At 37.6% G+C, this 21,023-nt stretch carries 22 protein-coding genes; 12 read left to right on the top strand and 10 right to left on the bottom strand.

All coding sequences use genetic code 11. The features are described 5' to 3' along the window. Nucleotides 1-179 precede the first annotated feature (179 nt). From MKY78_RS02520 to addA, 3 genes are all read left to right on the top strand, one after another. Nucleotides 180-836, top strand: a complete 657-nt coding sequence (locus tag MKY78_RS02520; RefSeq protein WP_339215932.1) for a TVP38/TMEM64 family protein — start codon at nt 180-182, stop codon at nt 834-836. Nucleotides 837-915: 79 nt separating this feature from the next. Next, complete coding sequence (gene addB / locus MKY78_RS02515) at nt 916-4,416, top strand: helicase-exonuclease AddAB subunit AddB (RefSeq protein WP_339215930.1); 3,501 nt, start codon at nt 916-918, stop codon at nt 4,414-4,416. Next, the gene (addA, locus tag MKY78_RS02510) at nt 4,409-8,149 is read left to right on the top strand and encodes a helicase-exonuclease AddAB subunit AddA (protein ID WP_339215928.1); all 3,741 of its coding nucleotides are present in this window, start codon (nt 4,409-4,411) and stop codon (nt 8,147-8,149) included. The genes addB and addA overlap by 8 nt, the downstream gene beginning before the upstream one ends. 89 nt (nt 8,150-8,238) lie before the next feature. On the opposite strand, the gene MKY78_RS02505 is transcribed toward addA, so the two are convergent. The 7 genes from MKY78_RS02505 to MKY78_RS02475 all read right to left on the bottom strand — a co-directional run bounded on the left by MKY78_RS02505 (nt 8,239) and on the right by MKY78_RS02475 (nt 11,729). After that, nucleotides 8,239-8,457, bottom strand: a complete 219-nt coding sequence (locus tag MKY78_RS02505; protein WP_186869358.1) for a spore germination protein — start codon at nt 8,455-8,457, stop codon at nt 8,239-8,241. 78 nt (nt 8,458-8,535) lie between these two features. Beyond that, a complete protein-coding gene (locus MKY78_RS02500) occupies nt 8,536-8,904 on the bottom strand; it encodes a spore germination protein GerPE (protein ID WP_339215926.1) in 369 nt (122 codons plus the stop codon). A gap of 9 nt (nt 8,905-8,913) precedes the next feature. Then, nucleotides 8,914-9,090, bottom strand: coding sequence for a spore gernimation protein GerPD (locus MKY78_RS02495; RefSeq protein ID WP_339215924.1), 177 nt, complete (start codon nt 9,088-9,090; stop codon nt 8,914-8,916). Next, nucleotides 9,087-9,686, bottom strand: coding sequence for a spore germination protein GerPC (gene gerPC / locus MKY78_RS02490; protein ID WP_339215922.1), 600 nt, complete (start codon nt 9,684-9,686; stop codon nt 9,087-9,089). The genes MKY78_RS02495 and gerPC overlap by 4 nt, the downstream gene beginning before the upstream one ends. Before the next feature lie 91 nt (nt 9,687-9,777). Beyond that, nucleotides 9,778-9,993 (bottom strand): spore germination protein GerPB, encoded by a 216-nt coding sequence (locus tag MKY78_RS02485; RefSeq protein ID WP_339215920.1) that lies wholly within the window; start codon nt 9,991-9,993, stop codon nt 9,778-9,780. A gap of 19 nt (nt 9,994-10,012) precedes the next feature. Beyond that, nucleotides 10,013-10,225 (bottom strand): spore germination protein, encoded by a 213-nt coding sequence (locus MKY78_RS02480; RefSeq protein ID WP_186869363.1) that lies wholly within the window; start codon nt 10,223-10,225, stop codon nt 10,013-10,015. Between the two features lie 307 nt (nt 10,226-10,532). Further along, a complete protein-coding gene (locus MKY78_RS02475; RefSeq protein ID WP_339215918.1) occupies nt 10,533-11,729 on the bottom strand; it encodes an ornithine--oxo-acid transaminase in 1,197 nt (398 codons plus the stop codon). Between the two features lie 211 nt (nt 11,730-11,940). Here MKY78_RS02475 and MKY78_RS02470 point away from each other — a divergent pair, with 211 nt between their 5' ends. The 7 genes from MKY78_RS02470 (at nt 11,941) to MKY78_RS02440 (ending at nt 16,177) form a co-directional block, all read left to right on the top strand. Then, nucleotides 11,941-12,306 carry a YisL family protein gene (locus MKY78_RS02470; RefSeq protein ID WP_186869365.1) on the top strand — a complete coding sequence of 122 codons (366 nt, stop codon included), beginning with the start codon at nt 11,941-11,943 and terminating at the stop codon, nt 12,304-12,306. Nucleotides 12,307-12,540: 234 nt separating this feature from the next. Next, a complete protein-coding gene (locus MKY78_RS02465; RefSeq protein WP_339215916.1) occupies nt 12,541-14,040 on the top strand; it encodes an alpha-amylase family glycosyl hydrolase in 1,500 nt (499 codons plus the stop codon). 138 nt (nt 14,041-14,178) lie between these two features. Further along, nucleotides 14,179-14,607, top strand: a complete 429-nt coding sequence (locus tag MKY78_RS02460) for a DUF1801 domain-containing protein (RefSeq protein ID WP_339215914.1) — start codon at nt 14,179-14,181, stop codon at nt 14,605-14,607. 62 nt (nt 14,608-14,669) lie between these two features. Beyond that, complete coding sequence (locus MKY78_RS02455; protein WP_339215913.1) at nt 14,670-15,143, top strand: hypothetical protein; 474 nt, start codon at nt 14,670-14,672, stop codon at nt 15,141-15,143. Between the two features lie 15 nt (nt 15,144-15,158). Next, nucleotides 15,159-15,650: an NUDIX hydrolase gene (locus MKY78_RS02450; protein ID WP_339215912.1), complete on the top strand. Its 492-nt coding sequence runs from the start codon at nt 15,159-15,161 to the stop codon at nt 15,648-15,650. Nucleotides 15,651-15,776: 126 nt separating this feature from the next. After that, nucleotides 15,777-16,019, top strand: coding sequence for an NUDIX domain-containing protein (locus MKY78_RS02445; RefSeq protein ID WP_339215910.1), 243 nt, complete (start codon nt 15,777-15,779; stop codon nt 16,017-16,019). Beyond that, the gene (locus MKY78_RS02440) at nt 16,019-16,177 is read left to right on the top strand and encodes a hypothetical protein (RefSeq protein WP_339215909.1); all 159 of its coding nucleotides are present in this window, start codon (nt 16,019-16,021) and stop codon (nt 16,175-16,177) included. The genes MKY78_RS02445 and MKY78_RS02440 overlap by 1 nt, the downstream gene beginning before the upstream one ends. A 54-nt stretch (nt 16,178-16,231) precedes the next feature. Here the strand turns inward: MKY78_RS02440 and yppF are convergent, their stop codons facing one another. Continuing rightward, nucleotides 16,232-16,420, bottom strand: coding sequence for a YppF family protein (yppF, locus tag MKY78_RS02435; protein WP_186869371.1), 189 nt, complete (start codon nt 16,418-16,420; stop codon nt 16,232-16,234). Between the two features lie 172 nt (nt 16,421-16,592). Continuing rightward, the gene (locus MKY78_RS02430) at nt 16,593-18,815 is read right to left on the bottom strand and encodes a beta-propeller domain-containing protein (protein ID WP_339215908.1); all 2,223 of its coding nucleotides are present in this window, start codon (nt 18,813-18,815) and stop codon (nt 16,593-16,595) included. 220 nt (nt 18,816-19,035) lie between these two features. On the opposite strand from MKY78_RS02430, the gene MKY78_RS02425 reads away from it, so the two are divergent. Then, entirely contained in the window at nt 19,036-19,221 is a 186-nt protein-coding gene (locus MKY78_RS02425) for a hypothetical protein (RefSeq protein ID WP_339217800.1), read from the top strand. On the opposite strand, the gene MKY78_RS02420 is transcribed toward MKY78_RS02425, so the two are convergent. After that, nucleotides 19,210-20,073 (bottom strand): DegV family protein, encoded by an 864-nt coding sequence (locus tag MKY78_RS02420; RefSeq protein WP_339215907.1) that lies wholly within the window; start codon nt 20,071-20,073, stop codon nt 19,210-19,212. The two genes, MKY78_RS02425 and MKY78_RS02420, sit on opposite strands and share 12 nt — an antisense overlap. A 97-nt stretch (nt 20,074-20,170) precedes the next feature. Between MKY78_RS02420 and MKY78_RS02415 the strand changes: the two genes are divergently transcribed. Further along, nucleotides 20,171-21,013, top strand: a complete 843-nt coding sequence (locus MKY78_RS02415; protein WP_186869374.1) for a YitT family protein — start codon at nt 20,171-20,173, stop codon at nt 21,011-21,013. The last annotated feature ends 10 nt before the right edge of the window (nt 21,014-21,023 follow it).

Here is a 21,023-nt window from a genome sequence, read left to right as displayed (position 1 = left end):
TATTAAAAAAATACACTATAAAGGTTAAAAATTTTAATTGGTAAATATCGGGAAGGGTGAGGCTATACTTATAATGGCGTTAGTTAGAAAGAATCTATCTTTCGTTAAACTTTTCATAAAATGAAATTTACATTACAATAAAGTTGTACATTTAGGCTTTGGATAGGGAGTCTTACTAGATGAATTTATACAGTATCATAACAGACTGGAAAATCGCTTTACAAAATGACGAATTAGATCAATATATAATGGAACTGCTTCAAAGTTATGAAAGCTTGGGCCCATTACCAGGAATATTGCTTCCATTTATTGAAGCATTTCTTCCTTTTTTGCCTCTAGTAGTTTTTGTAATGGCAAACGCTGCTGCCTATGGATTACTGGAAGGATTTCTTTTATCTTGGGCAGGATCTAGTTTAGGTTCGATTATGTTATTTTTAATCATACGGAAACTCGGTGATAAGAAAATCTTTGTCTCCGTACGTAAAAATAAACAAGTCCAAAAGGTAACAAACTGGTTAGAGAGACACGGATTTGGCCCATTGTTTCTACTAATGTGCTTCCCATTTTCACCATCGTCCGTAATCAATGTTGTTGCAGGGTTATCTAATATTAATGTGTACCAGTTTATATTAGCGGTATTACTTGGTAAATCTGTCATGATATTCTCTATTTCCTATATTGGTTCAAGTATCGTGTCATTTGCCCAAAACCCAATGAAAACCATCATTGTAGGTGCTTGCATTGTTTTATTCTGGATTGTTGGAAAGCTTATTGAGAAGAAGCTACATCAAAAATCGAAGCAAGAAGAGGTAGCCGATTCGGAAGAAGTTAAATAGCAATAAAAAAACAAAACTTCTGTATGGAATAATATAAAGCAGAGGTTTTTTTCATTAGATGTTAAAGGGGGTATTATTTGTGGGACTACGCTTTATATTAGGGAGATCAGGCACGAACAAAAGTGAGATAGCATTTGAAGAAATAAAAGAAAAATCGATTGCTAATCCACAAGGTCCGCCAATATTTTATATTGTTCCGGACCAAATGACCTTTGAGCAGGAGTATGCATTATTCCGAGATGAATCGTTTCAAGGTAGTGCACGTACACAGGTTACAAGCTTTTCTCGATTAGCGTGGCTAATCCTGCAGGAAACAGGGGGAGCAACAAGACAATTCATTAGTTCTGTTGGAATACAGATGATGCTCCGTAAAATTATAGAAGAAAAAGAAGGGGAATGGAACGTATTCCAAAAAGCGGTTGAGAAACAAGGATTTTTAACCCAATTGGAAAAAATGATAACCGAATTTAAACGTTATGAGATTACCCCAGATACATTATTAGCACATAAATATCAAATTAATCAGTATGCTCATAAAGAACCAGGGGAAAGAGCACTGGTCAATAAGCTAGATGATTTGCATTATATTTATAAAGAGTTAGGACAGGCTTTAGCCAATAATTATATTGATAGTGAGGATCAATTAACATTACTGGCGGAAAAAATTAAAGAAGCAAAGAGTTTAGAAGGAGCGGAGATTTATTTTGAAGGGTTTCACCGTTTTACCCCGAAAGAACTAGTCGTCGTAGAAGCACTTTTAACGAAATGCGAACGGATAACCGTTGCATTGACTGTTGATGATGCAGAGAATCCTAATATATCTGATATGGATTTGTTTTATCAAACGAAAGAAACGTATCAAGTCTTAAAACAGATGGCGGAAGCGAATCAAATTAAGGTTGAAAATAGTATCATGCTAAATCCGCTAGATGGTATTTTTTATGACAAGCCATATTTTGCACATTTGGAGGCAAACTTTGATGTTCGACCTGCACCAAAGTATGATGGGAAGGCTCCGATTCAAATTGCTGAAGCGGTGCATCCACGTGCTGAAATAGAAGGGGTAGCACAGGAAATATTACGATTAGTGCGTGAGGAAAATTATCGTTATCGTGATATAGCGGTGCTGATCCGCCAAACTGAAACATACCAGGATATCATTGGAACGATTTTTGAAGACTATAATATTCCAGTATTTATTGATGAAAAGCGAAGTATGCTAAATCATGCTTTAATTGAGTTTATTCGTTCTGCACTAGAAGTGGTCGATGCGAATTGGCGTTATGATGCTGTATTTCGCATGCTGAAAACGGGATTTATACCAGCATCAGATGAGGAATATCCGTTAACCAATGATGCGATTGATGAATTAGAGAATTATGTTATTGAATATGGTATCCGTTCGAGAAAGCAGTGGTTAAGTGAAAAGGATTGGATTTTCCAACGATTCCGTGGGTTTAATCGTGTCGCTCAAACAGATGCAGAAATAGAAATGCAAACACGAATTAATCATTATCGAAATCAGGTTGTTCGGGCAATAGGAGCTTTTGATGAGCAAATTCGTAGTGCAACTACGATTCGGGAGCTTTGTTTTATTACCTTTACATTATTAGAAAAAATCGGTGCAACTCAAACGTTAGAGGAAATGCGTCAAATTTATGATGAAAATGGTCAGCTATCCAAAGGTCGTGAACAAGAACAGGTGTGGGACGCCTTCATTCATTTGTTTGATGAAATGGTAGAAATGGCCGGAGATGAGGAGATGACGTTACCGGTATTTCGGACAACGTTGGATGCAGGGTTTGAAACGTTGAAATTCTCCCATGTACCACCAAGCATCGATCATGTAATAGTAGGGACCATTGACCGCTCTCGTATTAGTGGTATAAAGTGTTCATTCCTAGTAGGGGTTAATGATGGCGTTTGGCCACTCAAACCACCAGCTGATGGCATGATAAGTGAAAGTGAGCGAGAATTATTAGCCTTTAATGGAATGAAATTAGCCGATACGAGTAAAAGACAGCTTTTAGATGATTGGTTTTATATGTATCTAGCATTTACAGCTGCTTCAGATTATTTGTGGATAAGCTATCCATTAAGTGACGAACAAGGTAAAACAAAGATGCCATCCCAGCTGATTAAGCGAATAGAGAGTATGTTCCCAGCGTGTAAGGAGCATATTCTACTCCAAGATCCTGATGAATTGTTGGAAGCAGATCGATTTATAACAACCCCTGTTAAAACAAGGTCGGCACTTACGGCGCAGCTGGCAAGAAGTAGAAAAGGTTATCCAATCAAACCAGTATGGTGGCATGTCTTAAATTGGTATATGACGAATCATAAAAAATATGATACGACTTATCGTGTTTTACAAAGCTTATACTATGAAAATACGCCAACAGATATGGAAGAAGAGACGGTAAAACAGCTCTATCCGAAGCAATTAACAGCAAGTGTATCTAGGCTAGAAACGTATTTTAATTGCTCTTATAAGCATTTTGCTCAATATAGTCTAGGCTTGAATGAACGGAAAACTTATAAATTGGATGCGCCTGATATCGGGAATCTATTCCATGAAGCGCTGAAGATTATTACGGAATGGATTACAGAAGAAGGCAGAGACTTTGCTCATCTAACGAAAAAGGAAGCTGATGCTTATGCAGAACGAGCAGTAAACAGACTAGCACCAATATTACAGCATCAAATTTTACACAGTACGAATCGATATCAATATATCCAACGTAAGCTTCAACAGACGATTGCTCGAGCAGCATATGTGCTTAGTGAGCAAGCAAGATTAAGTAAGTTTTCACCTGTAGGGTTAGAACTAGGTTTTGGATCAAAAGGGGACAAGCTTAACCCAGTATCGTTACGATTACCAAATGGATATGAAATTAAATTGCGAGGACGTATTGACCGAGTAGATAAGGCGATAGATCAAGAAGATTTATATTTGAGAATTATAGATTATAAATCAAGCAGTCGTGGGCTTGATATGGTCGATGTATATTATGGAATTGCGCTGCAGATGCTGACCTACTTAGATGTTGTATTATCTCAGTCGGAACAATGGCTAGGGAAAAAAGCGACACCTGCTGGGGTATTGTATTTCCATGTTCACAATCCTATGATATCTGGTAATACTAGGATGTCTGATGAGGATTTGGAAGAGGAGATTTTTAAACGATACAAAATGAAGGGACTACTCATTAATAATGACCGTGTAGTGCAAATGATGGATACCTCTATGGAATCTGGTAGTGATATTATTCCAGCTAAACTAAAGAAAGATGGAAGCTTTACGGCAAATTCTAAAGTAGCAGGTCAGGAAACGTTTTCTACTCTGCAGGAACATATTCATCGATTAATGTATAAAGCTGGAATTGATATTACCGGAGGGGCTGTCCACTTAAACCCATATCAACGTAAGCAAAAGGTTGCTTGTACGTATTGTCCTTTCTTATCGGTTTGTCAATTTGATGCTTCATTAGAAACGAATAACTTTAGAAGATTATCTGAATTGAAAGAGGATGAAGTATTAGAAAAACTTAGAAGTGAGGAGGGAGATATCAATGGTTAGTTGGACAAAGGAACAAGAGGCAGCGATCTATACAGAGGGGAATGATGTATTAGTTGCTGCAGCTGCTGGATCTGGAAAAACAGCTGTACTTGTTGAACGGATCATTCAAAAGTTATTGAAAAAGGAAAATCCAGTTGATATTGATTCCCTTCTTGTTGTTACTTTTACGAATGCTGCTGCCCAAGAGATGCGAAATAGGGTTGGACTTGCACTAGAGAAGGCGTTGGAACAGGATCCATCTTCGAATCATTTGAAAAAGCAGTTGTCATTATTACAACGTGCATCCATTTCAACACTACACTCTTTTTGCTTGGATATTGTAAAGCAGTATGCGTATTTAATTGATATCGATCCTAGTTTCCGAATTGCTAATGATATGGAAGCTGATTTAATGCAACAAGATGTTCTGGAGGATTTATTTGAGGATTGGTATGGAAGAGAAGGCGTAGACCAAGAGAAGTTTTTCCAGGTAGTCGAACGATTTTCTGGGGATCGTAATGATGTCGACGTAGAAAAATTAGTACTAGCACTATATAACTTTGCTATACAAAATCCTTGGCCTGAAGCATGGTTAGATAATCTTGCAGCAGTGTATGAAGTACCAGAAGACTGGGCTGAGGATGAGCTGCCTTGGCTTGAGATTATAAAGCGAGAAATTCGTGATAAGTTTAGTGGAATGGAACAGGAAATGAATCATGCCCTGAAGCTTACGAGAAAAAGCGATGGGCCTTATCATTACGAGGAAGCGATTCTTGCTGATCTTGACATGCTTCAACATGCTGTAGCTCGGATAGACAACTGGGATGAATTACATGCGTATATGCAAGAAAAGCGCTTCGGCGGGTTAAAAGCGAATCGAAATAAGGATTTTAATGAAGATCTAAAAAATAGTGTTCAAAAGTTACGGAATAGCTATAAAAAACAATGGGAAAAGATGAAAGCCAATTGGTTTAGTAGAAATCTTACCTCCCATGTAAAAGACATGCGGGACTTAGCACCTGTGATCCGAGCTTTGACAGATATCGTGAAGGATTTTATGAATCGATTTGCTGTAGCAAAGCGCGAGAAGGCGGTTGTAGATTTTTCTGATTTAGAACATTTATGCTTACGACTACTAATGGATGAGTCGTCTACAATGGAAGAGCCCAAGCCTTCAAATGTAGCTGTAAACTTACAGAAGCAATTCAGTGAGCTTTTAGTGGATGAATATCAGGATACCAACCTAGTACAAGAGACCATTCTAACGTTAATCAGTGACCAAGTTGGTCCGGGTAATATGTTTATGGTAGGAGATGTGAAACAAAGTATTTACCGATTTAGACATGCGGAGCCATCCCTTTTCATTGAAAAATATAAACGATTCGCTAATGCAGATAACCCTGCTACAAGAATTGATTTAGCTAGTAATTTTAGAAGTCGAGAGCTTGTTTTAATTGGAGCGAATTATATTTTTAGACAAATTCTTGATGAACAGCTTGGTGAAATCAATTATGACGAGGATGCGGAATTAATCTATGCTAATAAAATGTACGATTCTCTACCGATAAGTGAGCCTAATCCGGAACTAATGATCATCGATCGTCAACAGCCTGAAGACAAAAAGGTGATAGAAGATGAGGGAGAAGTAGGGGATGAAAACTATCAAGATCTTGAGTATGCTCAGCTAGAGGCAAGAGCCTACGCGATGAAAATTAAACAATGGATAGGAACTGAAGACAAAGCACCACTACAAGTGGTAGACAAGGCGAGTGAAACATTACGGGATGTTCAATATCGGGATATCGTGATTTTACTCCGCTCCATGACTTGGGCACCAACTATTGTGGATGAATTGAAAAAGCAAGGAATTCCTGTTTATGCGGAGCTATCAACGGGATATTTTGAGGCTATAGAAGTGAAAATTATGTTGAATCTGTTAAAGGTGATTGATAACCCAAGACAGGATATTCCACTTGCGTCGGTGCTGAAATCACCAATACTAGGGTTCAATGAGAATGAACTTGCTAAAATTCGCTTAGCCGACCCACGTAATACGTATTTTGAAGCGGTAGAAAACTATCGTAAGAATCATGATGATGCGATTTCGGCTAAATTGAATCGTTTCATGGAGCTGCTGGAGCGATTCCGTCTTGCAGCAAGGCAAGGAGCCTTGTCAGAATTAATATGGCAAATTTATCGGGAAACAGGCTTTTTCGATTTTGTCGGTGGAATGCCAGGTGGTCGACAACGCCAAGCTAACTTAAGAGCTTTGTATGATAGGGCAAGGGGCTATGAAACGACGTCATTCCGCGGGCTATTCCGATTTCTTCGTTTTATCGAAAGAATGGAAGAAAAAGGGGATGACCTAGGTGCTGCTAGAGCATTAAGTGAGCAAGAAGATGTCGTTCGGATTATGACTATTCATAAAAGCAAAGGGTTGGAGTTCCCAGTCGTGATTGTGGGAGCAATGGATAAGCAATTTAATATGATGGATTTACGTCAGAATTATTTACTTCATAAAGATTTAGGGTTTGCAACGAAATATATTGACCCGGTGAAGCGGATCACGTACCCAACGCTGTTTTATCATGCTATTAAGGAAGAGAAAAGAAGAGAGCTGTTAGCGGAAGAAATGCGTGTGCTTTATGTGGCCTTAACACGAGCAAGAGAAAAGCTTGTCATGGTTGGAAATGTTGCTTCATTGGAAAAGAAACAGGAGAAATGGCAGTCGGTTATCGAGCATTCGGAATGGATATTACCAGCGCATTTTCGGATTGGTTCTCTCTCCTACTTAGACTGGGTAGGTCCAGCATTAATCCGCCACCAGCAAACAGAGGCATTGCGTACAGAAGAAATCCAGGATGTTATATTGGAAGAAATTCGAGTGGATCCTTCTGCGTGGGATATTACTATTATCCATGGTAGTGAATTAACTAATTTAGATGAGGAATCGCTGGAGGACGATTTACAGCTTAAAGAAAAAATAAAAACATGGCAACCAATTGATATCGTTGAACCAGACTTAGGCCGTTTCGTTGTGGAGCGTCTTTCCTATCGATATCTTTATGAGGAAGCAGCCTATTCACGAGCGAAGCAAAGTGTTACAGAAATTAAGCGGCAACGTGAAATAAAAGATGAATTTAGTGCCACACAGCTAGTAAAGCCGTTTAAAGCGCCAATCACTAAAAAACCAATCTTTATGCAAAAGGAAAAAAAACTATCAGCAGCAGAGAAGGGAACGGTTATGCATACAGTCATGCAACACCTTCCTCTGTATAAAAAAATGAGCAAAACGGAAATAAACGAATATGTCGAAGGATTAGTTATTCGAGAGATCTTACGAAGAGAAGAAGCGGATTCTGTTGATATTGATGCAGTAGAGAGATTCTTTGACACGGAGATTGCTCACCTTATGATGGAAGCAGATAAGATTTATCGTGAGGTTCCATTTACGATTACACTACCAGCCAAAGAAGTGTATGCAAGCTGGGAGAGTAATACGAATGAGCAGGTCCTTGTTCAAGGTGTATTTGATGCGGTTGTTCCTACAGAAGGTGGTTGGATTATTTTAGATTATAAGACAGACCATATAACGGAAGAGGTGAATGAGGAGCTGATTTCTATGCTTATCAATCGATATAAAGTTCAGCTCACATTATATCGCCATGCGTTAGAAACGATTTGGAGAGCACCAGTACAAGAAACCTATCTCTACTTCTTCTCTAAGCAACTCTTAGTAAAAGTACCTAAATAAAGATTCGTGTCGCTAAAGGAGTAACATCATCCTGGCGACACGAGCTTTTTTTACAAGTAGAAAAAGTTACCCGAGCAAGCTGACGTGACTTAGGCATTGGCTGTTAGGTTTTGGTCATTTATATCTGGATCAAAGTGATTGGTTAGATTTCCTCCAGTATTTGTGTTAATAAAGTCTCCAGTGTTGAGAGAGCCAGCACCAGTCACCGTTTTAGACGAGCTCTTTGGTGAAAGATAAAAAGAATCACCAAAATTGACAACGCCACCCCCAACACTATTAATTTTAACTGGTCCGACGATTGATGGCATGCAAAACACCTACTAAAATAAGAGTTTACTTTACAGTATGTTGCTTTCTAGGAACCTGTGTGTAAGTTTAGTACTTTTTTAATCTTTTAGTTTGCGAATATGTTTAATTCTAGCCTCTGCATTAATATGCTGTAATCCTCCAATATGCACAGAGGAAGATTCACTCACCCCGGTAATCGAAACGCCACCTACATTAATCTGTCCATTCTGATGATAACGATGCATCGCAACAGGTAATTTTTCTTCTATCCAACTCGCTTCTCGTTGGAAAAGGGAGAAGTCTTCAAACTCTAAGTCATAATCATCATTCCAAGCGGTACCTTCACGTTGTACGGCAATACCATTGAAAGTTGGATTAAAGTGTATGGTATCCCCAATATTGAAGATAGAACTAAACGCTATAGAATTAACCGCTGTATTTAAAACCTGAACATATCGATGTTGCATATTCTCACCTCAAACAGGGGATAGTGGAACAATCGTACCAACGATATAAGACTCTGGTGGCGTATCATAAAAGGAAGACAATTTAATTGTTTCGTTATCACCGATTAAAAATACAGAGGAAGAAGCAACTGCTTCAATTGCAACATTTCCTACGGTTAACCCCCAATTATGCACTTCTATATTCATGTAGACTCTCCTTCTTCACTATCCGTCGTTTCCATAAAGCGTTGTAATGAATGGAAGATTTCTTTTTTTATGTGATCCACGATAAAACTTTCCAATTCTGGTTTGGTGGTGAATTGATGTTTTTCTCTCGCTTCTTTTTCATAGAAGGCGATTCGGTTCGGAATTTGACCTAAAATATCATGAATCATGTCACCTTCTAATTTCTTATCAATCGGTTTATTGTATTTTTGCGACAGGCTACGAATCATTTCTGGCCCTTGTTGATTCACAAAATTATTCAAGGTAGGAATAAGGTTTTTGTTTAGTGTTGATGGTGGATGTTGCTGAACATTGGACATTTGCATAGTTGGAATCCCTAAGTCATCTATGTTAGCTAATTCATTCGGGGAAAGCCCAATGTGCAGTGTTCCGTCTAATCGTTCTATTTTAAGCTGATCAAAATGGTACTCTATTTTATCAACAGTTGGCTTCGAATTTTCTTGAATTTGCTTTTCTAAAATAGCTATTCTTTCTTCAAGTAATCTAATTTGTTCGCTTTGCTTGGATGTAGCTTGCTGTATTTCATAGATGTATTTATTCCAATCATACATATTCATCGTCATTCCCCTTACCTGACAAACTACCTAAGGCTGTTGTTTGTTCTCGTTTTAGGCTAATACCTATGAATATCCTATGCGGTAAGGGGAATTATGTGATAGGATTCAGTGGGCTAAGTTGCACTAGTGGACTAATCGGATCCTGTGCTTCTGCTTCTTCAGCGAATTCAGTAAATCCCCCTGTATTATATAACTCTGATTTCGCTTGTATTGCCCCGGTACTACCTATTTGTAATACGGAGGAGTTTGTAATCGAACCGACTTTTAATAGATTAATATGAATCGATTGATGAACGGTAATGTTCATGGATATTCACTCCAGTATGTTAAGCTGTTGGCTGATCAATAAAATCTTTATCATAGACATAGGTGTTGGATTGGCTTAAATTAATTCGTAAACCATCTCCAGTATTAAAAGATCCTCCACCAGCATAAGTCTTCGCGCTACTTACCGGATTCATCGCATACACGTCCCCAATGTTAAAAATACTAGATGACGATACATTGTTTACTTTTACTGCACCTACTTTTGCTGGCATATGAATCCTCCTCTTAGATAGTTTATGTAAAGGAACGGAATTGTTGAAAGAGGGGATTGTCTGGGGATTGTCTTAATTTGTAGGTTGTGGCAGTGGAGAATGGTCTGAAACAATGGGAGATCTGAAAGTGTAGCATAATAACTATTATTACACGTAAAACGAGATGGAGCATAAGGCACAAATGGATAAGGTAAAAGAATAACCGAATGAGTAGCACAAGCTTGAAGCACCCCAATTTTTACGGGGCTAGTATCGTGCATCATTCGGTTATATATCTAATATTTCGTTATATCAGTGTACGAAATGATTATCCTTTTAATACTTCCTTAATATGTTCCAGCGCCCAATCTAAATCTTCTTTTTCAATAACAAGTGGTGGTGCAAATCGGATTACATTTTCATGTGTTTCTTTACATAGTAAACCTTTAGCTTTTAATGCTTCACAATATGGTCGTGCAGATTCAGTTAGCTCAACACCAATGAACAGTCCTTTTCCGCGTACTTCTTTTATTTTTGGATTATCAATGGAACGTAATTCCTGCATCATATATTCTCCAAGTTCTAAAGAACGCTCTGCTAACTTCTCGTCCTCTAGCACTTCAAGCGAAGCTAAAGATACGGCACAAGCTAATGGATTACCACCAAATGTGGAACCGTGTGAGCCTGGATTAAATACGCCTAAGATGTCACTATTAGCAACAACACATGAAATCGGCATAACTCCTCCACCTAATGCTTTCCCTAGGATAAGCATATCAGGTTCTACCTCTTCCCAATCACACGCGAACATTTTACCTGTACGTGCTAAGCCAGCTTGGATTTCGTCGGCAATATATAGAACATTATTTTCTTTACATACCTCATATGCTTCCTTTAAGAATCCTTCTGGTGGAATAACAATTCCTGCTTCGCCTTGGATAGGCTCAAAGAGAAAACCAGCTGTATTTTCATTAATGGCAGCTTTAAGAGCGTCAATGTCTCCATAAGGAATTAATTTAATACCAGGTAGCATTGGCCCAAAACCACGCTTATATTCTGCTTCAGATGATAAGGAAACAGCAAGCATGGTACGTCCATGGAAGTTACCTTCACATGCGATGATTTCTGCCTTGTTTTTTTCTACACCTTTTATTTCATATGCCCAACGACGTGCTGCTTTTACAGCAGTTTCAACTGCTTCTGCTCCAGTATTCATCGGAAGTGCCATATTCTTATTGGTTAGCTTGCAAATTTTTTCATACCATGGACCGAGCTGATCATTATGGAACGCTCGAGAGGTAAGGGTTACTCTTCCAGCTTGCTCTACTAAAGCATCAATAATCTTAGGGTGGCGGTGTCCCTGGTTAACAGCAGAATATGCACTTAACATATCCATATAACGATTTCCTTCAGGGTCCTCAACCCATACTCCTTCTGCTTTCGCAACAACCACTGGTAGTGGATGATAGTTCTTAGCGCCATATGTTTCGGTTTGATTAATAATTAATTCACTCGTTTTCGTCATAAAAAAATCGCCTCCTATAATAGCAATGTACCATAATTTAACAAGTTTATAAAATTATATCTACAAGTATAAATATACAATGAAATGAATGATTATATCTACTATTTCTTTTAATAACTTTATAAAAAATATTTCATATAAGCTGAACTTCTTAATATGGTGTGATAAGATATAATTGCGATAGATTTGTTTAAAAATTAGGAGGATAAGAATGAATACACATTTACATGTTACGGCTTGGGTAGTGGCATTCATACTGTTAATTGTAGCAATCGTGTTACATAAAAAAGGTAACGAGAAAGCAGCTAAAATTGTACACATGATTCTTCGTTTAGACTATCTAGTCATTCTTTATTCTGGTGGCGACCTACTCATGAATTACCTGAATGGTAGTCCATTGATGGCTGAAGCAATTGTAAAAGGAATTGCTGGTATCGGGGTAATAGCAGGGATGGAGATGACATTAGGTAAGATTAAAGATGGCGATTCTGCTAAAGTTGGCTGGATTGTACTGCTAGTATCATTTTTAATAACATTAGTCCTAGGATTTTTCCGTTTACCAGGTGGATTTCATTAAAACGGAAAGAGATGTCTCAGGAGACAATGGATCTTCTAAGACATCTTTTTTTGGCAGGTAGGAAAGTATAAAAATCTTTCCCATCAGCATACGAAAGACTAACACATTCGTTAAAGAGTAAGCGAATGTGTTAGTCTTTCTAATGTCTTTTTTACAACTTAATAGACGATGTTAACGATATAGTTGAACTAGGTCATAATGGATTAGAAAGAAATAATGCTGGAGGAATATAACATGAAAAAAATAGCAAGTATGCTTATAGCAATACTGGTATTGTTCCATACATATCCAGCTGTAAGCTTTGCGGAAGAACATAGCATCCAAGAAGAAATCATTTATGATATTTTAGTAGACCGATTTAATAATGGGAATCAAGCATTTAGTGACCAAGTACGAATTGATGATCCATTAGCATATCACGGTGGAGATATTAAAGGGATCATGATGAAGCTAGATGATATAAAGAAACTAGGGTTCACAGCCATCTCACTATCACCAATTATGGCAAATGCCAAAGATGGCTATCATGGGTATTGGGTTGAAGATTTTTATTCCGTAGAACCGCAATTTGGCACAATGGAAGAATTCCAGGAATTCGTACAAGAGGCACATAATCGTGACATTAAAGTAATGTTAGAATTAGTGATAAATTATGTGGCAAATAGTCACCCAATCGTCACAGATCCAAACAAACAAGACTGGATTGTACAACAAGCGGATATAGATACGAGTAAGGAACCTTGGTTAGAAAATGTTGCTGTTTTAAATCAAGATAATCCGGAAGTACAAGCTATGCTAATTGATGTAGCGAAGTTTTGGATGAATGAAGGGAATGTAGACGGGTTCATTTTACATGCTGCAGATCAAGCATCGCCGGAATTTCTTGAAACATTGACAACGGAAATAAAAGCAGAAAACCCTAATATCTACATGATTGCCAATGTACTTGGGGAAGACGTTTCTGAAGAACTCACAAATAGTCAAACGATAGACGCAGTAGATAATCCAGCGCTTTCACAAACCATTGCGGATGTGTTTTCCCATGAGGATAATCCTGTAGAACAAATTTATACGAAGTGGGAAGAAATAGGAAGTAAGAACAGTCTTCTTTATGTGGATAATAAAACACTAAACCGCTTCACCCAGGTTGCTGCTGAAAATAAACGGAATGATATCAATACATGGAAGCTTGTACTTGTTTCATTAATGACTACTCCTGGTGTACCTATACTATTCCAAGGCTCTGAGGTGCCGATGTATGGTGCAGGGATAGAACAAACCCATAGTTTAGTCAACTTTAATAGTGGAGAACCAGATCTTGAAGAAGTGTACACGAAGGCGCTAGCACTACGAAATTCATTCCCTGCTCTACAGTATGGAGATTTTGAATTGGTTGGTTCGAATGAAGGAATGAGTGTTATGAAGCGCACGTATCAAGATGAAACCATGTATATTGCAATTAACAATGATAGTGTCTCTAGAGCGGTATCCATTACAGATCTTGCTCCTGATTTACAGTTAAGGGGTCTTCTAGGTGATAACCTTGTAAGAGAAATAAATGATGGAGAATATAAGCTAGGCTTAGCAAGAGAGACGGCTGATGTCTTTATTGTAGAAGAAAATACAGGCATAAATTGGGGATTTGTTGCTCCTATGATTATCATTCTATTATCATTTGTCGCTGCAGTAATTTATTTAACTAGGAAGCAAAGAAAGCGCGAAGCAACTGAATAGGTTCAATGAATAGTATTAGGCAGCAGTCTAATACTATTTTTTATTGTTATAATTCCGAATATTGGCTACAATGGAAAGTAACTATGGTAGGGGTAGTTCTACGGGTACAATGGGGAGAACGAGGAAGGGTGATTGGAAATGTACGAGTTAAAGACGAAACAAAATGATGATAGTGTGATAGAGTTTATCGAAACGGTTGACAGTCCGAGGAAAAAAGAGGATGCCTATCAATTACTCGATATCTTTACAGAGGTAACGGGATATCCAGCTAAAATGTGGGGACCTAGTATTATCGGTTTTGGATTGTATCATTATAAATATGATTCGGGGCATGAAGGGGATGCACCACTAGTTGGCTTTTCGCCACGTAAAGCGAAATTTAGTCTGTACTTTGCAACAGGAAATCCTAAACGAGAAGAATTGCTCTCCAAATTTGGAAAGCACACTTCAGGTAAAGCATGTGTATATATTAACAAGCTTGCTGATATTGATGTAGAGGTGCTAAAAGATCTAATTAAACAGTCCATGACATTTTTAAGAGAAACCTATCCGGACGCAAGTAACTAACAGAGAGACTTAAGGAATGGTTCTATGATTGGGAGGGGAACAATTTGATTCGATTAATCCTAATGACTATAGTATTTCTCCTATTATACGGTTGTTCTCCTGACATAGAAAAAGAGGAAGTAATGTTATCTTCTGGTGTTCAATATATTGGCGATAATGAATCGATGGTACAAGCATTCGAAAAGCTTCCAATCCATGTAAAGTATTCCTCGGTGATTGATAACTCATTAGAAGAGTATAAGCTTGTCATCATTGAGCCTCATTATATAAAACAGATAACAAAAGAAAAATTAATCGAGTCTATTCAGGATGGCTTTTTCATCTTTTTTATCAATCTAGATGATAGGAATTGGATACAAGAAGCATATTTCGATCAGTTAGGTTATGCGGAGAAGAAGTTTGATAAGGTATGGACAGAGCATATATACCTTCATAATGGTCAACTCCAGTCTGTTACGTTAAGTACTAATTCTGATATAGAGAACCAGCTACTAAAATGGCTTCAATACTTTGATCGGTATAAAGTAGAAAGCTGAGAAGTGGGGATTGTAATGATGCAGAGGAAGAATAATGGTTTTCGATTTCTTGATTTTTTAATATTGGAAGAAAAGGATATGGGTAGCTTCGAGATGCTAGCAGGATCCTATGCTATTTTACAATACGAAGATAAGTTTTTGCTTTGTTTTAATAAATGGAGAAATCAGTGGGAAATTCCAGCCGGAAGTCGAGAGGGGCAGGAAAGTGCTAAGCAATGTGCAATCCGTGAACTTTATGAGGAAACTGGTCAGCAACTTAGTGATATGACATTTAGAGGACTCCTTAAGTCACAGAATATCGATGAAGGTACATTCAAATATAATCCAGTTTATTTCGCTTATGTAGATAGGATAGGGGATTTTGTGGAAAATGAAGAAACATCAGACATTCTACTATGGGATATGGTGAAGGAAATTGGCACTATTGATGAGGTAGATGCTAGATTACTTGATTATCTCTTTAAAAATAAGGGGGGAAGCTCCATTGAAAGAGAATGTATTCAATAGTAAAACCATTACACCATTGGATGAAATAAAGCTTGTTGGTTATAGCATTTTATTGGAGGGATTCCAATAATCAGAACGTTGCTCTGCTAGATACAAGTTCAAGATAAGGAGAAGGGAGTTTAAAGGATGGAGGAGTGGAGAGGTTCAGCGGCTATTTGTATCCATAATAGGGAAGTGTTAATGGTTAGAGCAAAAGGGAGTAGCCAATGGGCAGTCCCTTCTGGTGGCATAGAGGAAGGCGAGACACCAGAGCTTTGTTGTATACGGGAAGTGAAAGAGGAAACGGGTTACGCTGTTACGGTTAAAGAAGAAATTTATGTAAAAAAATTGTTAAGCAGGGTATTTCCGTTACGACACATTATTTTGTAGTGGATAGGATTAGTAACAGTAGTGGGATTAATGATCCTGATCAATTGATTGAGGAGATGGCATGGTTTTCATTAGAGGATTTAGCGGGGATTGCGCATGCCTATCCTGAGGATGAAAAATTAATTGAAAAGTGCTTAAAAAGCCAGATGATAGACTAGTACTTACATCTGGCTTTTTTGGGGAAAGGAAAAGTCTTGGTAAGGAATTTAATTTTAGTAGCTGTATTCATGTGCGGAGGTGGCACCTTGCTGGTGTAAATAGTTGTATACATCACGATAAAATCGAATATCAATTTCTCCTGCAATATATTTCTTTTGATAGTAATCTAAAATATCGTTCAATGTTTTAGGAGATTCTTTTCGTTCCATCTCATAGTCAGAAACTAATTCATTGATTAGCATATAATGCCCTCCTTATCAAAAAGTTGCTAGTACAACTGTATAACATGTATATGTTTCAGTGTGGGATATCATGATAAAAAGTTGCTAATTATTGGAGGGGGACTTACTTAAACGCTTTATGTGAAATGGTAAAAAATGAGGAGGAACGAGCGATGCTTCCTCCTACCAATCCTCAATATCCAAACGATAGCTCAGGTAATTCTATCGTTTTCAACATTTGCTTTTGCTTTAAATCATACACCTTCATTTGATCCCAAGATAAGGTGTAAAGGCTATCTTCTACCGAAACCATTCTTTTAATTTCAGAAGTCCATTCTGGGTAGTTGTTAAACGTTTCCTGGTGTGTAATCGTATCCAGTAGACGAATCCCATCTGGGGTAATTTCATATAGTAATGCCCCTTCGAAAATAACACTGTATTCCTCGTAGCTTATATCACCTTTATGGACCGTCTTAGTTTCGGATAGTGTTGCAGGAAAGCCATAAATATTTTCGGTTGGATTCTTATACAGTACTTTGTGATTATAGAGTAGTTCAGAATAGGAACCGCTTTGACCAATTACTTCTGAGAATTTTTCCTTCGGGTTGGTTGGATCGGTCACATCAAAGACGGAAATCTTTAATCCATTTGTAAGAACGATTGGTTCGTTCATGCCGTCTTCTTTTTCGACTTTCGTATCTTGTCCAAATCCTATGACATGATTCTCATCAAGCGGATGCAAGTAGTTACTAAATCCAGGAATCTTTAATTCTCCGAGAACAGTTGGGTCAGATGGATCTTGTAAATCGATGACGAATAGTGGATCTACTTCTTTAAACGTAACCATATAAGCTACTTCATCCATAAAGCGGACACTGTAAATCCGTTCGCCTTCTGCTAATCCCTCTAAAGCTCCAACAGGCTTTAAATTTTCATCAAACGTATATAAATTGTTAGTAGATAACGATGCTTCATCCCGAGTATTCCCTTTAGTCGTCGCCACTCGGAATATTCCATTTCGTTCGTCCATTGCAAATTGGTTAATTAGTGTACCATTTACTATAGTTGATGCATGGTATGTTAACGTACCTTCTGCAATTTGGAACTGTGAAATTTCAGTATCTGCTTCCCTTGGTAGCCATATCATCATGTCACTTGAAGCAACTTCACTAGCATCGGTTCCATCATTTTCGGTTTCTTCCTTTTCCATTTCCTTATATTTATTTACCGCTATATAAAGATTGTTATGAGACATATAGATTTGCTGAGATGCACCAAGGTAGGTCTCTATATTTGCTTCCTTTTCCATATCGTTAAGGTCTATGGAAGTAAGAATTAGAAATTGTTCGTCTGTACTATCTGGAAAGAAATACATATCAGGAAAAGCAACAGGTTTGCTTTCGTCACCAACAGTAGAATCCTTTATAAATGGCCTTACATCTACATCCTTATTGGAACTTAAAATATGGTATGGAGGGTATTCGTTAGCAATTAAATATAAATAACCATCTAGAATTCTGGATGAACTATAATAGCCTTCTTGACTCACTTCACGAATTTGTTGTGGATTTTTAGGATCTTTGACATCATAAATTAAGGTAGAAGTCTGACTGAAGAAAATAGGCTCCGCACCCTTTAATTCCTTATCTCGGAGTGGTTCTGTTTTTTCTCCAATGACAATTAAAAGGTCTTGATATAGGTAAATTTCTTGTGGGTAATAATTCTCCACTTTTATTTGGCTTAATAATTGGCTGTTTTCCTTATCTGCTGAGGTGATGAGTATATCTCCATCACGTACGAAGAAAAGGGATTGGCCATCAGTCTTTATGATGTCTCCTTCATCTACTCCTTCTACTTGAATGTTAGTCATGGAGCTTTCACCATCTCCCATATGACCGCTACTTGCATCAGCAGCACCATCAAGAGATTCCTCCTGCATAGTAGAGAAGCTTTGTTTTTCATTTTGTTGTGTCGTTCGTTCTTTCAATAACGTGAGAAGCTGTTTTTGATCTTTAATGTTAGGTAATTGTGTTACTGCAGTGAAGGCATGTTGTAATGGCTTAGCGAGTTTATTACCGTCTGCGGTTTTAACATCATTAGTAATGGTAATATCATACGATTCATCAACGGTATAACCATTCTCTGGTGCGAAAAGGGTTAGAATCGTGTATGAATCATTCCACTCTAACTTGGTTGGAATTCGTTCACCTTGATTATTAGTAACCATGACGGTTTCTTCGGTAAAGGTCTTTGGATCCATCGATTCTGAAAAGTGTATGGTCCAATCTTTAAATGTTGGAACAAAACTAGAGGCAGATGGTATCTCTGCTGTAATTTTGTTAGAGAATCCAAATACCACGAGTAACCAAACACCAATAATGGAAACGATACTGATTAGTATTATCCTTTTATACACATTCTCCACCTCATTCATATAGGAAAAATGAACCTTTACGAATAAGACGTAGACATTTTCCAAAATGTTTCAAGATCCCAATAAAATATCGTAATCGTAGCTTAAACGAAGATTTGCTTGATATGCTGATAAGGGGAAGGTAACCACAAAAAAGAAGAGGTTGGGACATAACTCTAGAATTATATGTAAAACCGAATGATACACGATACTAGCTCCGGAAATATACGTAGACTCCTGCGGGAAGAAAGGCATCGGTGAGACCCCGCAGTGCGAAGCACGAGGAGGCTCACCAGCCGCCCGCGGAAAGCGAAGTATATTTCCGGAGCGTGGTCGTAGCTCATCATTCGGTTTTTACTTTAAGATAATTTTTTTGTCTCAGCCTCTTCCTAGAGTTTTATTGGAATGATTTATTTAAGAAAAATAGTGCGAGTGTACCAGGACCAGAGTGAGCACCAATGGCAGATCCAACATATTCGATAACAACTTCTTTAACACCAAACTTATCTTTAATCATTTTTGCAAGTGCCTCTGCTCGTTCAAGGTCATCACCATGACTAATACCAATAACTTGGTTTTCGAAATTATCACCACGTTCTTCCATCAATTCAACCATACGGCCAAGAAGTTTTTTCGTCCCACGCATCTTTTCGAGAGGGATTAATTTGCCGTCTTCCACATGTAGGATGGGCTTAATATTTAATAAGGTTCCAACAAAGGCCGCTGTTTTACTTACTCTTCCACCACGTTTTAAATATTCTAGGTCATCTACCGTGAAGATGTGCTCCATATGGAGTGCCCGTTTTTGCGCATCATCCATTATTTCTTCTTTACTTTTACCCTCTTTTGCTAATCGAGCCGCATTTAGCACAACTAAACCATAACCAATCGACGCGCATTTGGTATCGATAATGGATATGTCTGCATCAGGATAGTCTTCTTTTACTTCCTGTTCCATCATTTTTGCTGTTTGATATGTACCGGAAAGCTCTGAAGAAAATGCCAAATAGATTAATGTTTGATTAGACTTGGCATATTCGGTGAAAATAGATTTAAAAGTCTGTGGTGAAACCTGGGAAGTCTTTGGGGATTTTCCTTCACGCATCGCATCAAAAACGTTCTTAGGTGTAATATCGATCCCGTCTTTATAGTCCTTATTTTCTAAATGAACCGTTAAGGAGACCATTTCCATGCCATATTCAGTGAAGTAGTCTTTAGTAAGGTCACTAGCTGAATCTGCCATAATTGTAACATTAGTCATCACAATCACCCTCAATTCTTTACAAATATTATATTATGTTTAGTTTATAGCTATAATGTGATATAGTCAAAATTATTGTTAATAAAAGGAGAATGTTATGTTTTTAATAGAGGCAAAACGTATTTTAATTGTTATTATAGGTTCTTTACTGAATGCCTTATCTTTAAATTTATTTTTAGAAAGTGCTAATGTATATGCTAGCGGATTTACTGGTACTGCCCAGCTAATCTCCAGTGTATTTAATGATTTTATAGGGGTGAATGTATCAACAGGTATTTTGTTATTTCTACTTAACATACCTGTATTTATTCTAGGCTGGTTTAAAGTTGGAAAAGGATTTACAATCTATAGTATCGTTTCGGTAATCTTTTCTTCGATATTTCTACAATTCCTACCAATTGTTCAACTATCTAGTGATATTATTTTGAATGCCGTATTTGGTGGGCTAGTAGCAGGTATCGGTGTAGGAATTACCTTGAAAATTGGTGCATCTACAGGTGGAATGGACATTGTTGCCATGGTGTTATCTCGTATGAATGATAAACCGATTGGTGTTTATTTTATTTCCTTGAATGCTGTTATTATTGCACTTGCAGGATTTCTTTACGAACCAGAGAATGCATTATATACAATGGTTGCGCTTTATGTGACAACACGCGTAATTGATACGATACATACTCGTTATAACAAATTAACAGCAATGATTGTAACGAAAAAAGCGAAAGAATTACAAAAAGCAATTCATGACACGATGGTTCGGGGAATCACCATCTTACCAGCAGTGGGAGCTTATACGAATCAAGATAAACATATGCTATACCTCGTTATTACACGATATGAATTATATGATTTAGAAAAAATTATTAAGGAAGTGGATCCAGAAGCGTTCACGAATATTGTCCAGACCGCTGGAATTTATGGATTCTTTCGAAAAGAGTAAGGGGGAATGA

This window comes from Ornithinibacillus sp. FSL M8-0202, assembly GCF_037975285.1.
Classification (GTDB): domain Bacteria; phylum Bacillota; class Bacilli; order Bacillales; family Amphibacillaceae; genus Ornithinibacillus; species Ornithinibacillus massiliensis.
The sequence above is the reverse complement of the archived record's forward strand: the minus strand, read 5'-3'. Positions and strand labels throughout refer to the sequence as shown.

Bases quoted from the DNA above. Each gene is read 5' to 3' on its own strand.
- MKY78_RS02520 (WP_339215932.1), top strand. From the start codon at position 180: ATGAATTTATACAGTATCATAACAGACTGGAAAATCGCTTTACAAAAT.
- addA (WP_339215928.1), top strand. From the start codon at position 4,409: ATGGTTAGTTGGACAAAGGAACAAGAGGCAGCGATCTATACAGAGGGG.
- MKY78_RS02505 (WP_186869358.1), bottom strand. From the start codon at position 8,457: ATGCCATCAATCGTCGGACCAGTTAAAATTAATAGTGTTGGGGGTGGC.
- MKY78_RS02500 (WP_339215926.1), bottom strand. From the start codon at position 8,904: ATGCAACATCGATATGTTCAGGTTTTAAATACAGCGGTTAATTCTATA.
- MKY78_RS02495 (WP_339215924.1), bottom strand. From the start codon at position 9,090: ATGAATATAGAAGTGCATAATTGGGGGTTAACCGTAGGAAATGTTGCA.
- gerPC (WP_339215922.1), bottom strand. From the start codon at position 9,686: ATGAATATGTATGATTGGAATAAATACATCTATGAAATACAGCAAGCT.
- MKY78_RS02485 (WP_339215920.1), bottom strand. From the start codon at position 9,993: ATGAACATTACCGTTCATCAATCGATTCATATTAATCTATTAAAAGTC.
- MKY78_RS02480 (WP_186869363.1), bottom strand. From the start codon at position 10,225: ATGCCAGCAAAAGTAGGTGCAGTAAAAGTAAACAATGTATCGTCATCT.
- MKY78_RS02475 (WP_339215918.1), bottom strand. From the start codon at position 11,729: ATGACGAAAACGAGTGAATTAATTATTAATCAAACCGAAACATATGGC.
- MKY78_RS02470 (WP_186869365.1), top strand. From the start codon at position 11,941: ATGAATACACATTTACATGTTACGGCTTGGGTAGTGGCATTCATACTG.
- MKY78_RS02465 (WP_339215916.1), top strand. From the start codon at position 12,541: ATGAAAAAAATAGCAAGTATGCTTATAGCAATACTGGTATTGTTCCAT.
- MKY78_RS02460 (WP_339215914.1), top strand. From the start codon at position 14,179: ATGTACGAGTTAAAGACGAAACAAAATGATGATAGTGTGATAGAGTTT.
- MKY78_RS02455 (WP_339215913.1), top strand. From the start codon at position 14,670: ATGACTATAGTATTTCTCCTATTATACGGTTGTTCTCCTGACATAGAA.
- MKY78_RS02450 (WP_339215912.1), top strand. From the start codon at position 15,159: ATGATGCAGAGGAAGAATAATGGTTTTCGATTTCTTGATTTTTTAATA.
- MKY78_RS02445 (WP_339215910.1), top strand. From the start codon at position 15,777: ATGGAGGAGTGGAGAGGTTCAGCGGCTATTTGTATCCATAATAGGGAA.
- yppF (WP_186869371.1), bottom strand. From the start codon at position 16,420: ATGCTAATCAATGAATTAGTTTCTGACTATGAGATGGAACGAAAAGAA.
- MKY78_RS02420 (WP_339215907.1), bottom strand. From the start codon at position 20,073: ATGACTAATGTTACAATTATGGCAGATTCAGCTAGTGACCTTACTAAA.
- MKY78_RS02415 (WP_186869374.1), top strand. From the start codon at position 20,171: ATGTTTTTAATAGAGGCAAAACGTATTTTAATTGTTATTATAGGTTCT.